General features: G+C 68.6%; 14 protein-coding genes. 1 reads left to right on the top strand and 13 read right to left on the bottom strand.

Annotated features, from left to right (window positions below):
* Window positions 1-14: 14 nt before the first annotated feature.
* On the top strand, window positions 15-989 hold the full coding sequence (gene cysK, locus IAE60_RS00110) for a cysteine synthase A (RefSeq protein WP_187573386.1): 975 nt from the start codon (window positions 15-17) through the stop codon (window positions 987-989).
* A 3-nt stretch (window positions 990-992) separates the two neighbouring features.
* On the opposite strand, the gene IAE60_RS00115 is transcribed toward cysK, so the two are convergent.
* From IAE60_RS00115 to gap, 13 genes are all read right to left on the bottom strand, one after another.
* Entirely contained in the window at window positions 993-1,457 is a 465-nt protein-coding gene (locus IAE60_RS00115; RefSeq protein WP_187573387.1) for a DUF6265 family protein, read from the bottom strand.
* A 26-nt stretch (window positions 1,458-1,483) separates the two neighbouring features.
* The gene (locus IAE60_RS00120; RefSeq protein ID WP_162108441.1) at window positions 1,484-1,801 is read right to left on the bottom strand and encodes a zinc-ribbon domain-containing protein; all 318 of its coding nucleotides are present in this window, start codon (window positions 1,799-1,801) and stop codon (window positions 1,484-1,486) included.
* 218 nt (window positions 1,802-2,019) lie between these two features.
* The gene (gene gloA2 / locus IAE60_RS00125; RefSeq protein WP_185894135.1) at window positions 2,020-2,406 is read right to left on the bottom strand and encodes an SMU1112c/YaeR family gloxylase I-like metalloprotein; all 387 of its coding nucleotides are present in this window, start codon (window positions 2,404-2,406) and stop codon (window positions 2,020-2,022) included.
* Window position 2,407: 1 nt separating this feature from the next.
* Window positions 2,408-3,964, bottom strand: coding sequence for an MDR family MFS transporter (locus tag IAE60_RS00130; RefSeq protein WP_187573388.1), 1,557 nt, complete (start codon window positions 3,962-3,964; stop codon window positions 2,408-2,410).
* A 141-nt stretch (window positions 3,965-4,105) separates the two neighbouring features.
* A complete protein-coding gene (locus IAE60_RS00135) occupies window positions 4,106-5,197 on the bottom strand; it encodes an HlyD family secretion protein (RefSeq protein WP_187573389.1) in 1,092 nt (363 codons plus the stop codon).
* 8 nt (window positions 5,198-5,205) lie between these two features.
* Entirely contained in the window at window positions 5,206-5,679 is a 474-nt protein-coding gene (locus IAE60_RS00140; protein WP_162108446.1) for a MarR family winged helix-turn-helix transcriptional regulator, read from the bottom strand.
* Between the two features lie 273 nt (window positions 5,680-5,952).
* Window positions 5,953-6,957: a class I fructose-bisphosphate aldolase gene (locus tag IAE60_RS00145; RefSeq protein ID WP_187573390.1), complete on the bottom strand. Its 1,005-nt coding sequence runs from the start codon at window positions 6,955-6,957 to the stop codon at window positions 5,953-5,955.
* Between the two features lie 131 nt (window positions 6,958-7,088).
* Window positions 7,089-8,558, bottom strand: coding sequence for a pyruvate kinase (pyk, locus tag IAE60_RS00150; RefSeq protein WP_185894139.1), 1,470 nt, complete (start codon window positions 8,556-8,558; stop codon window positions 7,089-7,091).
* A gap of 267 nt (window positions 8,559-8,825) precedes the next feature.
* On the bottom strand, window positions 8,826-9,467 hold the full coding sequence (locus tag IAE60_RS00155) for an HAD hydrolase-like protein (RefSeq protein WP_187573391.1): 642 nt from the start codon (window positions 9,465-9,467) through the stop codon (window positions 8,826-8,828).
* A complete protein-coding gene (locus IAE60_RS00160; RefSeq protein ID WP_187573392.1) occupies window positions 9,464-10,639 on the bottom strand; it encodes a phosphoglycerate kinase in 1,176 nt (391 codons plus the stop codon). The genes IAE60_RS00155 and IAE60_RS00160 overlap by 4 nt, the downstream gene beginning before the upstream one ends.
* Window positions 10,640-10,706: 67 nt before the next feature.
* Window positions 10,707-12,068, bottom strand: coding sequence for a DUF3999 family protein (locus IAE60_RS00165; RefSeq protein ID WP_187573393.1), 1,362 nt, complete (start codon window positions 12,066-12,068; stop codon window positions 10,707-10,709).
* Window positions 12,065-14,800, bottom strand: coding sequence for a DUF2339 domain-containing protein (locus IAE60_RS00170; RefSeq protein ID WP_187574613.1), 2,736 nt, complete (start codon window positions 14,798-14,800; stop codon window positions 12,065-12,067). The genes IAE60_RS00165 and IAE60_RS00170 overlap by 4 nt, the downstream gene beginning before the upstream one ends.
* A 243-nt stretch (window positions 14,801-15,043) precedes the next feature.
* On the bottom strand, window positions 15,044-16,048 hold the full coding sequence (gene gap / locus IAE60_RS00175; protein ID WP_187573394.1) for a type I glyceraldehyde-3-phosphate dehydrogenase: 1,005 nt from the start codon (window positions 16,046-16,048) through the stop codon (window positions 15,044-15,046).
* Window positions 16,049-16,096 lie beyond the last annotated feature (48 nt).

The following is a 16,096-nucleotide window of genomic DNA, read 5'->3' on the forward strand; positions in this document are numbered from 1 at the left end:
CACCCGGAGACCCCATGGCCGTTTACGACAGCATCCTGGACACCATCGGCCACACGCCGGTCGTGAAACTGCAACGCATCGCGCCCGAGCACGTCACCCTCTACGCCAAGGTGGAGTCGTTCAATCCCGGCGGCTCGGTGAAGGACCGTCTGGCCCTGGCGATCGTCCTGGATGCCGAAGCCAAGGGCCTGCTGAAACCCGGCGACACCATCATCGAGGCGACCTCGGGCAATACCGGCGTGGCGCTGGCGATGGTGGCCGCGGCGCGCGGCTACAAGTTCGTCGCCACGATGGTCGAGACCTTCTCGATCGAACGCCGCAAGCTGATGCGCGCCTATGGTGCCAAGGTCATCCTGACGCCCGCCGCCGAGCGCGGCAGCGGCATGGTGCGGCGCGCCGAGGAACTGGCGAAGCAGCACGGCTGGTTCCTCGCCCGCCAGTTCGCCAACCCGGCCAACCCGGCCTACCACCGGCAGACGACGGCGGCGGAGATCCTGCGCGATTTCGCCGGCCGCCGGCTCGACCATTTCGTTACCGGCTGGGGCACCGGCGGCACGCTCACCGGCGTGGGCGAAGTGCTCAAGGTCGCGCGCCCCGACGTGCGCATCACCGCCTCCGAACCGGCCGGCGCGTCGCTGCTGCAGGGCAAGGAATGGCAGCCCCACAAGATCCAGGGCTGGACGCCGGACTTCGTACCGGACGTGCTGAACCGCGAGGTCGCCGACGAGATCCTGCCGGTCACCGACGTGGAATCCATTGCCACCGCGCGCCGCCTGGCGGCCGAGGAAGGCATCTTCGTGGGCATTTCCGGCGGCGCCACCGTGGCGGCCGCGCTGCAGGTCGCGCAGAAGGCCAAGTCCGGCGACGTGCTGCTGGCGATGCTGCCGGACACCGGCGAGCGCTATTTCTCCACGCCGCTGTTCGAGGGCGTCAACGAAGGCTCGGACGACGAATGGCTGGCCTCGCTGGGCGAAGCCGCGCTGCCGTAACGCTCACTCCCTCGGCGGCGCGACGCAATCGCGCCGCCAGGTCCATTCCATCGCCTTGCCGTCGTCACGTCCGTCGTCCACGCGCGCGTGCAGCGTATCGGCGTCGGGCCGGGAATAGATCACCCGCTTCGGGAAATCGTGCGCGGGATTGGCGAACACCACGCGACCCCGCGCCATGTGCTCTGCGGGAAACGCCGTGACCGCACCGCCACCGGGTTGCGCCAGGAATACCCAGCGCCCCTCCTGTTGCGCGATGCGCATGAACTCGAAACCGATCGCCTTGCCCTCGCGCGTATCGCGATGCATGCCGACCAGCAGCCCGCCGCGCGGCGCCATCCAGGTTTCCTCGCTGAACGTCTTGCCACGCTGGCCACACCAATGGCCGGCCAGCCACTCCAGTTCTCCGGCATGTACGCCGGATGCGAGCGCCAGCAGCAGGCCGGCCACGCACGGGACGGATGGCTTCATGACATTTTCTTCCTCAACGTGACGCCTCAGTACATCGGCTTGCCGTCGCTGTCGACCGTCACCGTGCAGATCTCCACGATGGTCCAGATGTACATGGGAATCCACAACAGCCAGCACGACAGCACGCTGACCAGGATCTGCACCAGGCCCTTCTGGTTGTAGCCCGCATAGAAATTGTGGATGCCCGGCAGGCCGATCAGACCAAGCAGTGCCCCGAACAGGATGAAGCTGGTGCGGCTCTTCCCCTGCGCGACCACCTGCGGAAAGTGGCCCGTCGCCACGCCACAGTGCGGGCACACGACCGCCTCGTCGACCAGTTGCTGGCCGCATTGCTTGCAGAACATTTCGACATCCCCCGGTGAATGGCCCGCACGTTAGCAGGCCGAAGCGGGCGAATCCACGCCTGCACGGAGTCCTGTAGGAGCGACGTCAGTCGCGACCGCATGTCGTCGGCCACGCATAGCCTCGGTCGAGGCGGGCGCGGCAGGACGATGCGCTGTCTGCGGGATCCCGACATGGATGGCGTGCGGTCGCGACTGACGTCGCTCCTACAGTGAGCACATCACTGCTCGTACAGCTCCAGCGGCAGGTCGTCCGGGTCGGCGAAGAAGGTGAAACGCCGGCCGGTGTACTCGTCCACGCGGACCGGCTCCGTAGCCACCTTCTGTGCGTGCAGGTGGGCGACGACGGCGTCGAGGTCGGCCACGCGCAGGGCGAGGTGGCGCAGGCCGCAGGCTTCGGGACGCGAGACGCGCGGTGGCGGCGACGGGAACGAGAACAGCTCGACCTGCGTGCCGTCCGGCAACGCGAGGTCGAGCTTCCAGGAATCGCGTTCCGCGCGATAGTGCTCGGCGACCACACGCAGGCCGAGCACCTCGGTGTAGAAGTGTTTCGACCGCGCATAGTCCGACGCGATGATCGCGACGTGGTGCAGGCCCTCGATCCGCATGTCAGTGCGCCGCGGCGGCGTCGGCGCCCGCGTTGCCGCCGGACGGCGCCTTGCCACCCCGCATCAGCAGCACCAGCGGCATCGACACCAGCGTGAGCAGCATCATCAGCTTGAAGTCGTTGAGGTAGCCGATGGCCGCCGCCTGCCGGTTAACCTCGGCGTTGAGCAGGGCCAGGCCGGTGGCGGTGGACGGATTCATCGCCGCCGGCAGCAGCGTGGTCTCCGCGCCGAAGGCCGGGATGCGCGCGCCGATCTCGGCATGGTTCACCTGCATGGCGCGCGACAGCATTGTCATCACCACCGAGATGCCCACCGATGAACCGATGTTGCGCACCAGGCTGAAAAGGCCCGCCGCCTCGGTGCGCTGGTGCGGCTCCAGCGTGGCATAGGCGACCGTCGAGATCGGTACGAACACCAGGCCCAGGCCCATGCCCTGGATGACACCGAGCCAGATGATGGCGTGCATCGACGCATTCGGCCCGAACTGGGTCATGCCGTGCAGCGAGAACACCATCAACCCCATGCCGACCAGGATCGGCCAGCGCGCGTCGATGCGACCCAGCAGGCGGCCGACCACCATCATGCTGAACATCGTGCCCACGCCGCGCGGCGCCAGCACCAGGCCGATGGTCAGCACCGGATAGTTCATCAGCGTGCTCAGGTACGGCGGCAGCAGCGCCAGCGTGGCGAACAGCACGATGCCCACGACGAAGATCAGTGCACAGCCGACCGCGAAGTTCGCGTTCTTCAGCAGGCCCAGGTCGAGCAGCGCGCTGTCGCGCTTGCGCCACCACCACAGGCCGTAGGTGTACAGCGCCAGGAATGCGAGCGCGGCCTCGATCTGGATCTCGACGCTGCCGAACCAGTCCTCGCCCTGCCCGCGATCGAGGAACAGCTGCAACGCCCCGATACCCAGCGCCAACAGGCCCAGGCCGATGCCATCCAGCTTCCGTTCCTGCAGCACGTCCTTCTTCACGCTGGCCATGATGCCGACCAGCGCCAGGATGCCGATGGGCAGGTTGATCAGGAACACCCAGTGCCAGCTGTAGTTCTGGGTCAGGAAGCCACCCAGCGGCGGCCCGAGGATGGGCCCGACCATGATGCCCATGCCCCACATCGCCATCGCCGCGCCGTGCTTCTCCTTCGGGAAGGCATCGAGCAGCAGCGACTGCGAGATCGGCACCAGCGACGCGCCGAACACGCCCTGCAGGATGCGGAACAGCACCATCTCGCCGATGCCGGTGGCGATGCCGCACAGCAGCGAGGCCACGGTGAAACCGCTGACCGCGATGATCAGCAGGCGGCGGCGGCCGAGCCGGCCGGCCAGCCAGCCGGTGACCGGCGTCAGGATCGCGGCGGCGACGATGTAGCTGGTCAGCACCCACGACACCTGGTCCTGGGTGGCCGACAGCGAGCCCTGCATGTCCGGCAGCGCGACGTTGGCGATGGTGGTGTCCAGCGCCTGCATCAGCGTGGCCAGCATCACCGAGCCGACCAGCAGCGTGCGCTTGCCGGTGTCGTCCTGCGCGGTAGCCGCGGCAGCGGTGGAAGTGCTCATGGAGAAGTCCGGGAGGGATCGGCGCACATGACGTGCGGCGATCCAGAGGTCACCCGGGGCGCGGCGTCAGCGGGGCCGGGCCCCACCACAGTGCCCTCGCCCGCATCCGCGCACGCCCGGGATGACATGGAAACCAATGCCTCAGCGCGCCGCGGTGGCGCGGCTGGTGGCCGTATCGCGGTCGCGCAGCTCGACGTGCACGTCGGCGCTCATGCCGGCGCGCAGCTGCGGCGCATCGGCGGCAGCACTGTCGATCTCGAGGCGCACCGGGATGCGCTGGACGATCTTCACCCAGTTGCCGGTGGCGTTCTGCGGCGGCAGCACGCTGAACTCGGCACCGGAAGCGGGCGCGATGGAGGCCACGTGCGCCTTCCACTTCACGCCCGGATAGCTGTCCACTTCGATCGTCGCGGGTTGACCGACCTTCATCTTCTCCAGCTCGGTTTCCTTGAAGTTGGCTTCCACCCAGATCGGCGAGGTGGCCACCAGCGGCATCGCCGTCTGGCCGACGTTGATGTATTCACCCACCTGCAGGTCGTGCAGGCCGACGATGCCGTCCACCGGCGCGCGCACTTCGGCGTGCGCCAGGTCGAGCTTCGCCTTGGCGAGCATGGCGGCCGCGGCGCGGTATTCCGGCAGGTCCTGCGTGGGCGTGCCCGGACTGCCGCTCAGCGACGCGGTGGCCTCGGACTGCGTGGCGATGGCGTCGGCCAGGTCGGTGCGGGCTTCGGCGACGGCATGACGCGCGTCGTCCAGCATCTTGCGCGAGACCAGCTGCTGGCCGGCGAGCTGCTGCATGCGCTGCAGGTCGCGCTGCGCCCACGTCAGCGTTTCGCGTGCGGCCTGGATCGAGGTACCCGTGCCGACCACCTTGGCGCGGCTGGCGCTGGCGGAGTTCGCCATGCGTGCGACCAGCGCTTCGTTCTGCGCGACGGCGATCGTCAGCGGATCGGCATCGATGCGGAACAGCAGGTCGCCCTTCTTCACCGGCTGGTTCTGCTGCACGGCGACTTCGACCACGCGCCCGCCGACCTGCGGGGCGATCAGGATGCGCTCTGCCTTGATATAGGCATTGTCGGTGCTCACTTCGCGCTGCGAGGCGATGTATTCCCAGCCGAACAAGCCGGCCACGGCGAGCGGGCCGGCGACCCACAGCCACACGGGGACCCGGCGGCGCTTGGGAACGGGAACCTGTGCCGCCTTTTCCGCGGCTTCGTTGATCTTGCTGGTCATGGTGGAGGTCAGCTCTTGCGGAGGGAGGACTCGGCGCGGCTGGCGCGGTCGAGCCGGGAAAGGTTTTCGCGGATCTGGCCGAGCACCTTCAGGGTCGTCGCCAGCTCTTCGGCATCGACGCCGGCCAGGCAGTCCTCGCGCACGGAGACGGCGACGGCTTCGATGTCGTGCATCACCGCGTCGGATTGCGGCAGCAGGTGCAGGCGCCATACGCGGCGGTCGTCCGGATCGCTGCGGCGCTCGATGAAGCCGGCCTTCTGCAGGCGGTCCAGCACGCGGCCCACGGCGATGGGCTCCATGTCGAGCAGGTCGGCCAGCTCGGACTGGGTGATGCCCTCGCTCTGGTGGATGCGCTTGAGCGCACGCCACTGCACGCGGGTCAGGCCCAGGTGCGCGGCACGCCGGTCGAACACGCGACCGAACAGCCGGCTCAGGTCCGCGATCAGGTAACCGATGGTGCTCTTGCCGTTTGTATGGCTCATGGGTGCCTATGATATAGCTGCTTAGGCAATAATGTTTAACGCAGGGAATCCTGTTCAGCCGCGCTTTCGGCAAGGGCCCCGCCCGTAAGGTTGGACGGGCCGACCGCGAGGACCCAGCGACTCTCGTCCCCGGATCCGTAGGCATCCGGGTGCCCGCCTGCGCGGCAACGACGGCGTGCAGGAACGGATGCCACCCTGGATTCCGGATTCAGGCCACCGGAAACGACGACGCCGGCACGAGGCCGGCGTCGGGATCACGCGGGGCGCGGAGGATTACCCCTCCCACTTGCCCAGCGCCGCCAGGCCGTTCTCCTTGGCGCGCTCGTACACCACAGCCTGGGCCTTGGCGAAATTGCCCACCAGGTCCTGCGACCACAGCTTCAGTGCGGCCTGCTGCATGGCGCGGCCATAGGAGAAGCTCAGCGGCCACGGCAGGGTGCCCAGGCGGTTCATCGCATTGAGGTGCGCGGTGGACTGCTCGTCGGTCTGGCCGCCGGACAGGAACACGATGCCCGGCAGGATCGCCGGCACGGTGCTCTTCAGGCACATGACGGTGGATTCGGCCACCTCGTCCACGTCGGCCTGCTCCTCGCAGTCCTTGCCGGCGATGACCATCGAAGCCTTCAGGATGGTGCCTTCCAGCAGCACGTTCTGCTCGTACAGCGCGCCGAACAGCGAACGCAGCACGGCCTCGGTCACTTCGTAGCAGACCTCGATGTTGTGGTCGCCGTCCATCAGCACTTCCGGCTCCACCATCGGGACCAGGCCGCATTCCTGGCATAGCGCGGCATAGCGGGCCAGCGCATGCGCATTGGCCTCGATGCAGGTGCCGGACGGGATGTCCTCGCCGATGGTGATGACCGCACGCCACTTGGCGAAGCGCGCACCCAGCTTGTAGTACTCCTTCAGGCGCTCGCGCAGGCCGTCCAGACCCTCGGTGACCACTTCGCCCGGGCAGCCGGCCAGCGGATGCGTGCCCTTGTCCACCTTGATGCCGGGGATGATGCCGTGGTCGCTCATGTACTTGGCGAACGGCACGCCATCCTTGGTGGACTGGCGGATGGTCTCGTCGAACAGGATGGCGCCGGAGATGTAATCGGACAGCTTGGGCGTGGTGAGCAGCAGCTCGCGGTAGGCGCGACGGTTCTCTTCCGTGTTCTCGATGCCCACGCCCTGGAACCGCTTGGCGATGGTGGTGGTGGACTCGTCGATCGCGATGATGCCCTTGCCCGGGGCCACCATGGCCTGGGCGGTTTCGGCAAGCTGTTCGATGCTCATGGGGAGTTCCTGGAAAGGCGGCGGGAAAGATACCAATTGTAGCCCGCACCGCGACGACAGCGGGCGGTCGCGACGATGGATGCACCGCATCGCTCCCCCGACGGACGCGGGGGGGCGCGCCGGGAAACCGGTTACAGCTCGCCCAACCCCTCGGCCTTGCCGCGCTCGCCCATCTGCAGCAGGCGCAGCGTGTTGGTCGCGCCGTGCTTCTCCATATGGTCGCCGCTGGTGAAGATCACGCGGTCGCCCTCGGCCAGCAACGCACGATCGTGCAGCACGCGCATCGCATCGCGGGCGGCCTCGCGCGGCGCCAGGCCACGGCTGTCGAACGCGATGGGGAACACGTCGCGGATCATCGCCATCTTGCGGCGCGCGCCGTCGTGGCGCGAGAACGCATAGATCGGCGCGCTTGAGCGGAACCGCGACAGGAAGCGCGCGGTGCCGCCGGATTCGGTCATCGCCACGATCGCGCGCACGCCGATGTGTTCGGACAGGAACATGGTCGCCATCGCGATCGCCTGGTCGGCGCGCTCGAGGTTGCGCGGCGCCTTCTCGAAATCGGTATCCATCTCGAACTGCTTCTCGGCGCCCAGGCAGATGCGCGCCATCGCTTCCACCGCACGCACCGGGTAGCTGCCTGCCGCCGTTTCGGCCGACAACATCACGGCGTCGGTGCCGTCGATGACGGCGTTCGCCACGTCCAGCACCTCGGCGCGCGTGGGGATGGGGCTGTCCACCATCGACTGCAGCATCTGGGTGGCGGTGATGACCACCTTGTTGCGCGCCAGCGACTCGCGGATGATCTTCTTCTGCAGGCCCGGCAACTCGGCATCGCCGATCTCCACGCCCAGGTCGCCACGCGCCACCATCACCACGTCGCTGGCATCGACGATCTCGGCCAGGTTCTCGATGGCCTCGGTGCGCTCGATCTTCGATACCAGCGCGGCATCGCAGCCGTGCTGACGCGCGATGCGACGCGCCTCGTTCATGTCTTCGGCGTTGCGGCAGAACGACACGGCGATGAAGTCCACGCCGATGTTCTCGGCCACGTAGGCGATCAGTTCGCGGTCGCGCTCGGTCAGCGCACCCAATGACAGGCCGCCGCCCTGCTTGTTCAATCCCTTGCGATCGGACAGCACGCCATCGTTGAGCACCGTGCAGACGATGCGCTCGCCGTCGACCTGCACCACCTGCAGCTGCATCAGGCCGTCGTCCAGCAGCAGCACGTCGCCAGCGCCGACATCGCCCGGCAGGCCAAGATAGCTGACACCGACCTGATTGATGTCGCCCGGCGGCGCGTCCGCACTCGCGACCAGATCGAAGCGGTCGCCCTTCTTCAGCACGATCTTGCCTTCAGCAAACCGCTCGATGCGGATCTTCGGGCCGGGCAGGTCGGCGAGGATGCCGACTTCCGCCCCCACGCGCTGCGCGGCCAGGCGTACGGCGGCGGCGCGCTTGGCCTGGCCGGAAGGATCGCCATGGGAAAAATTGAGGCGCACCACGTTGACACCTGCGCGGAACAGTTCCTCCAGCACACCGGGCGGGTCCGTCGCCGGTCCGAGGGTGGCGAGGATCTTGGTGCGGCGCTGGCGTTCTGTCATGGTGCGGATTCCCTGTGATCGCGCAAACGCTACCACAGCGACCGGGTACCGCAATGGCCGATGATCGCGCTGTGCGCATGCTGTCCCGGGACACCGCTGCGTCCGCGTGCGAAGCGCGATGAAAACGCTTGTTTTGAAGCCATTTTTCGCGATACGGCCATATCGCGCCACTGGTATTTTTTTGGTCTGAGCATCACGACAGGATGCTGCGCGCGCACACCCGACTGCGCAAACGAAACCGATGAAACGCGCGTTTGATCGCGCGATTCAGCCGAACAGCGGCCCCAGTCGTGCAGGCGACATGACCAGATGATCCGCGCCCGCGTCGCGCAGTTCCTGCTCGCCGCCGAAACCCCACAGCACCCCGACGTTGCGCATGCCGTGATGGCGCGCGCCCTCTATGTCCATGCGGCGGTCGCCGATCATCCAGCAGGCATCCGGGCTCGCTCCAAGCCGGCGCAGCGCTTCGCCGATCAGATCCGCCTTGTGGCTCAGGCGGCCGTCGACGGTGGCGCCGACGATCTCCTCGAAGCGGTGGCCGAACGGCAGGTGCGCGAGGATCCTGCGGGCATGCGGTTCGTTCTTCGCCGTGACCACCGCGAGCCGGTACCCGTCCGCATGCATCGCCTCGATGGCCTCGCCGATGCCGGCGTAGACCTGGTGCTCGAGCCAGCCGTGGGACTCGAAGCGTTCCAGATAGTGCTCGACGGCGACTTCGACCCTGGCCGGATCGCCCAGCAGCGGCATGAAACTGGTGCGCAGCGACGGGCCGATCCAGCCCCGCAGTTCCTCCTCGGACGGGACCGGATGTTCCAGCTGCGTCAGCGCGTGCGCGATGCAGCGGGTGATGCCGACGGCCGAATCGATCAGCGTGCCGTCCAGATCGAAGAACAGCGTGGCGCGACTCACGCGCCGCGGGCTTCCAGTGCCGCGACGGCCGGCAGCGTCTTGCCTTCCAGGAACTCCAGGAACGCGCCGCCACCGGTGGAGATGTAGCTGACGTCGCCGGCGATGCCGTACTTGTCCACCGCGGCCAGCGTGTCGCCGCCGCCGGCGATGGAGAACGCCTTCGACTGCGCGATGGCGTGCGCCAGCGTCTCGGTGCCCTTGCCGAAGGCATCGAACTCGAACACGCCCACGGGCCCGTTCCACACCACCGTGCCGGCCGACCTGATCAGGTCGGCATAGCGCTTTGCGGTCTGCGGACCGATGTCGAGGATCAGCTCGTCGTCCGCGACGGCATCGACGGCCTTCACCGTCGCCGGGGCGTCGGCGGCGAACGCGGTGGCGACCACGACGTCGGTCGGCAGCGGGATCTCGGCGCCGCGCGCCCTGGCATCGGCATCGATCTTCTTCGCCGTATCCACCAGGTCGGCCTCGTACAGCGACTTGCCCACGGCGTGCCCTTCGGCAGCGATGAAGGTATTGGCGATGCCGCCACCGACGATCAGCTGGTCGACCTTGCCCACCAGGCTGGTCAGCAGTTCGAGCTTGGTGGAGACCTTGCTGCCGGCCACGATGGCCAGCAGCGGGCGCGCCGGATTGGCCAGCGCCTTGTCCAGCGCATCCAGTTCGGCCATCAGCAGCGGGCCACCGGCCGCCACGGCGGCGAAGCGGATCACGCCATGCGTGGAGGCCTGCGCGCGGTGGGCGGTGCCGAATGCATCCATGACGAACACATCGCACAGCGCGGCGTACTTCTTCGACAGGGCTTCGTCATCCTTGCCCTCGCCGACGTTCATGCGGCAGTTCTCGAGCAGCACCACCTGGCCCGGCTGCACGGCCACGCCATCCACCCAGTCCTTCACCAGCGGCACGTCCACGCCGAGCAGCTTGGACAGGCGTGCGGCGACCGGCGCCAGCGAATCGGCCTCGCTCCACACGCCCTCCTTCGGACGGCCGAGGTGCGAGGTGACCATCACGGCCGCGCCCTTCTGCAAGGCCAGCTTCAGCGTGGGCAGTGAGGCGGTGATGCGCTGCTCGGAGGTGATGCGGCCGCCCTCGATCGGCACGTTCAGATCCTGGCGGATCAGCACGCGCTTGCCGGTGAGGTCGAGATCGGTCATGCGGACGATGGGCATGGGAGGTCCTGGACGGCGGGAAAGACCGCCATTGTCCCGCCTGCCCTCCCCTGCCGCAAACGAGCGGCTACGCCGGCGGGCGGCCGCGCAACAGGCTGAAGGCGAACGCGGCCACCAGCCCCGCCCCCAGCAGCAGCACGCCCCACAGCAGCCAGGCCTTCCAGTCGCGGGGTTCTGGCGGCGCCACGAGCGCGGCGTCGCCGGCCAGCACCGCGGCCGTGGAGAGGTAGGCGGGCGCCGGTTGCCATTCGGCGCCGCGATCGCGCCGCAGTGCGTCGACCAGCGCCGGCATGGGCACCGTGGCGCGACGGGCGCTCGCGCTGCCGGCCACCAGCGCGTACGGCGGCGTGCCCTGCGCCAGGAACACCATCACCTCGGGCCGGTAGCCCAGTCGCAGCGTGGGCGCCCGCTCGGGCAAGGCGCCGCGGCTGCGCAGCCGCCACTGGCGGTCGCGCACCGGTCCACTGGACAAGGCCTGATCGGGCGATGCGCTGGGACGTTCGCCATCCACGCGATAGGCCACCCACGGACCGGCGCGCAGCCGCCATGGCGCGTCATCGGCGTCGCGGCTTTCCAGCGTCCATTCGCCCACGGCGAAATCATCCATCGCCAGGTTGGCCAGGGCGATGGGATAGCGGCCGTCGCTGTGGTAGACGAACCCGTCCACGCCCTGCTCCCGCATGCGCTGCCCCTGCATTTCCGACCACGCCACCGTCTGCTGCAGATGCGCGGCATCCAGGCGCACGCGGATCTCGCGGATCGGCAGCGCCGCAGCGGCATCGAGCGGCACGAAGCGCACGTAGCGGAATCCCGCCTGGATGGGCGCCTCGTCGTGCAGCAGCCGCTGGGTGCCGCGCTGCAGTTCCATCAGTGTCACGCGCGACTGCATCACGTCCCATGTTTGAAGGTCGTGGCTGCCTTCCACGCGGAAACGGGCCTCGCGGGGCTCGCCCGGGTCCCAGGTGATCTCCAGCGCTTCGGGGTTGTCGCGGATCCCGCTGAGGTCCACCAGGAAGGCCCGCCCCGTGTCCTCCGAGGGCATGCCGCCGCCGGCCTCGATGCGGACGATGCGCCCGTGTTCGCCGAACTGCGCCGACACGCTCGCGGGTTCGCCTGCACCCTGCGCCGGCGCGGGCAACGGAAACCACGGCACCACGATGCGTCGTGCCGGCAACGCCGTGGGCTGTTCGGGCCCGAACAATGCCGCCGCCACCGGCTTGCCGTTAGCATCCAGCACGTCCACATCCCGCAGGTCGGCCCAGGCGGTGGTGGTGTAGACGCTGCGATCGAGCTCGACGCGGTAGGCGCCCGCGCGTTCGGCGGACAGGGCCAGCGGCCACCGCTTCGCATACGCGGCCTGTGCCGGCGACTGCGCCAGCGTCGCGGACGACGCGGCCAGCAATGCCAGGGCGAGCAGCAGGGTCCTCATGCGGTCGCCTCCTCGGTATCGATGCGGCGCGGCGGCGCCGGTGCCAGATAACCCACCACCGTGCACAGCAGGCCGTAGGCGATGAAGGAACCGATGCCCAGCAGGTTGCCCAGGTGCTGCCGGTCCACCGACACCAGCTTCACCAGCACCACGCCCATCAGCACAGCACCCCCCAGCCACAACATGCGCTGGTCGCGGCGCGAACCGATCACCCAGCCCAACACGCCCAGCACGCTCCACACGATGGTCAGGCTGGTCTGCGCGAGGCTGCTCGACAGGAGTCCATCGCTCCACGGCACGCCACCCCAGTGATGGACGGCGTGCAGCACCACGGAAGTGATCCACACAAAGGCGGCCGACGACAGCAGCACGATCTGCATGGGCGGCATGCTGCGGTCTTCCGGCATCCACCAACGCAGGAGCAGCACGAGCACCGCGAGCTGGGCGAGTTCCAGCGGGTTCACCACGGGAATCCACGGCAGCGGCATGGCGTCGCCGGCGAGGAACAGCGAGCCTGCCCACCACAGGCCGAGCGCGGCGAACAGCACGCCCAAGAGCGGGGTACGCCAGCCGTCGAAGCGTTCGCCCAGCGGCGCCGACAGCCAGCCCCAGCGGAACAGCGCCAGCGCGACGACCACCAGCCACGGCAACGCGATCAGGCCGGCCGTCCAGCCCTGGCCCATGCCTTCCAGCCAGTCGGGCAGCCACGCCATCAGCAGGCTCGCCACCATCGGCCACACCAGCCACCAGACGAACTGCGCAGCACCGGCGAGGCGATGTTCGCTATCGCGCAGGCACATCAGGCTGCGAATGCCGAGTGCCGCATAGACCAGCCACGCCCAGACGCCATGGCCCGCGAATGGCTGCTGGTGCACATCCGACTGCCAGATCGCCAGCGGCACCGCAGAAGCCAAGGCCGCCAGCGTCGTCCACGCCAGCGCACCCGACGGGCGACGGCGATGCGCTTCGGCCGCCAGCCAGCCCGTCAGCGCCGCGAAGGCGAGCATCGCGTCCGGTTCGTCCCGACGGCCCAGATAGCGCTCGATCTCGATGACGCCATTGCCCAGCCACCACGCCAGGCCCCACAGGTAGTACAGCCCCGCGACGGCGCCCAGCCGGCCGCGATAGCTCCAGGCGCTGGCCAAGCCTGCCAGCGCGATCAGCAGCGCGCTCATGAAGGGGGCGTTGGCGAACATCGGATGGGCCGTCGCGTCGAATCCGCCGGCGGACCAGGCGTCAGCCCGCGCGATGAAGAATGCGAACGCCGCCGCCATCTGCAGGCCCGCACCGGTCAGCTGCGGGAGCAGGCGCGACTGCCGCAGCCCCAGCCAGACCAGCGCCGCGCCCTCCAGCGCGAACACGCTCGCCGTGGCCTGGGCCGACAGCGCCAGCGGCACCGCCAGCGTGGCGAAACCCACCGCGAGCAGGGCATACGACTGCGCAAGCACGTCGTAGTTCTCGCGACGGCGCAGCAGCCACGACAACCCGGCGTACAGCACGCCCAGCCCCAACGCGCAGAACGCCAGCGGCATGCGGCTGTCTTCGAACGTACCCCCCTGCATCAGCCCGGCCTGCAGCGAGAACGCCACCAATGGCATGCCGAACACCAGGCACCCATCGATGAAGTCGCGCCGGCTGGCTGGCTGACGGCGCGCGAACAGCAGCGGGATCAGCAGGTAGAACACGAAGAACAAGGCCAGGAACGGCTGGGTGGTGCCGTACTTCGCGGGGTCATAATCGAACAGGCCCCACACGGTGCCGATACCGAAGGTGAAGACGAAGCCGAGCAGGTTCAGCAGGCGCCACGACTTGTACCAGGCGATGCCGACGATGGCCGCGTTGAGCACGGCATAGTAGGAGAACAGCGCCACGTGGTTGCCGCTGCCCGTCGACAGCCAGATCGGGGCGAGGAAGCCCGCCAGCAGCGCGAACACCGCCAGCGCCTTGGCATCCTGCAGCACGGCCAGCATGCCGGCGCCGGCGACCAGCGCGATGCTCAGCGCGAAGGCTGCGCCGACCGGCATCAGGCCGAAGATCTTGAAGGCGGCGAACACCACCAGCAGCAGCACGCCGATGGCGCCACCCTGCAGACTGAGCGCGAACACGCGGTTGCTCTCGCGCTTGCGCCACGCGAACACCAGCGCACCCAGCGCCGCGGCCGCTACGCCGGCCAGGCGCAGTTCCGGCGGCAGGGTGAACCAGCCCTGGTCGGCGCCGTACTTGAGCAGTGCCGCGACACCGGCGAACAGCACCAGCATGCCGATCTTCACCGGCACGTTGCCGACGGTGAACCAGCGCTGCACCGCGCGGACCGCGGTGGTGGCGAAGTCCGGACGCGAGGGCGCGACGGGACGCGGCGGCCGGGGCGGCATCGGTGGCGCAGCCGGCGCTGGCGTGGGCGTTTGGGGTGCCGACGGGATCGGCGGTGGTCCAGCGGCGCGCTCCGGTGCAGCCGGTGCAGGCGCGGGTGTCGCGCGCGGCGGCGGTGGTGCGGCGTCGCGCATCAGGTCCGCCAGCGTGGGGCCTTCGTCCACGGCGGGTGCCGCAGGCGCGCTCACCGTGCTGGCAGGGGCTGGCGCCGGCTCGGCGACGCGTGCGGCGCGCAACTGGGTGACCTGTGCTTCCAGCGTGGCGACGCGGCGCTTCAGGCCGCTGACCGACACCAGCGCGACGATGAGCAGGACGGGCATGGCCAATACGGCCAGCCCCACCAGGACCAACAACCCGACCACGTCATCCATTCCCCGACCTCGCCTGTGCGTGTTTCCGGTGCAAGGACGCGGCATGCCGCGCCCTCCGGCCGTCCGTGCAGCCGCGCCCGCAGCCTCGGGCATGGCCCGTGGATTTGCAAGATTCCGATCCGCGGGTGGCCGAGGACAGCGTACCCGGTATCGCCTCGTGATACCCGGAAACGACGCGAGCGCCGAAGGGCGCTCGCGTACGGATGCTCCGGCCGGATCGACCGGCGTGGCGGCTTACTTGCCCGCGACCACGCGCACCATTTCCAGGCACTTGTTGGAGTAGCCCCACTCGTTGTCGTACCAGGCCACCAGCTTGACGAAGGTGGGGTCCAGCGCGATGCCGGCCTCGGCGTCGAAGATCGAGGTGCGGGTGTCGCCGCGGAAGTCGGTGGCCACCACCTTGTCCTCGGTGTAGCCCAGGATGCCCTTCAGCGCGCCCTGGCTCTGCGCCTTCATCTCGGCCTTGATCTCTTCGTACGTGGCCGGGTTCTCGAGCTCGGCGGTCAGGTCGACCACCGACACGTCGCTGGTCGGCACGCGGAACGACATGCCGGTCAGCTTCTTGTTGAGCGAGGGGATCACCACGCCGACGGCCTTCGCCGCGCCGGTGCTGGACGGGATGATGTTCTCCAAGATGCCGCGACCGCCGCGCCAGTCCTTGTTGCTCGGGCCGTCCACGGTCTTCTGCGTCGCGGTGGCCGCGTGCACGGTGGTCATCAGGCCGCGCTTGATGCCCCACTTGTCATGCAGCACCTTGGCGATCGGCGCCAGGCAGTTGGTCGTGCACGACGCGTTGGAGATGATCGCCTCGCCGTTATAGGTCTTGTCGTTCACGCCGTAGACGAACATCGGCGTGTCGTCCTTCGACGGTGCCGACAGGATGACCTTCTTCGCGCCGGCATCCAGGTGCTTCTGCGCGGTGGCCTTGTCGAGGAACAGGCCGGTGGATTCGATGACGACATCGGCGCCGACTTCGTCCCACTTGAGGTTGGCCGGATCGCGCTCCTGGGTGAGGCGGATCTTCTTGCCGTTGACGAACAGCGCGCCGTCTTCGACCTTCACGTCGCCGTCGAAGCGACCGTGCACGGAGTCGTACTTCAGCATGTACGCCAGGTAGTCCGGTTCCAGCAGATCGTTGATGGCGACGATCTGGATGTCGTTGCCGAAGTTCTGCACGGCGGAACGCAGCACGTTGCGCCCGATGCGGCCGAAGCCGTTGATACCCACCTTGATCGACATTGCTCAGGACTCCTGCGGCCGCGCGCGGCGCGGCGGGGTTGACGGGGC

Origin of the sequence: Pseudoxanthomonas mexicana (assembly GCF_014397415.1) — a bacterium.
Classification (GTDB): Bacteria; Pseudomonadota; Gammaproteobacteria; order Xanthomonadales; family Xanthomonadaceae; genus Pseudoxanthomonas_A; species Pseudoxanthomonas_A mexicana.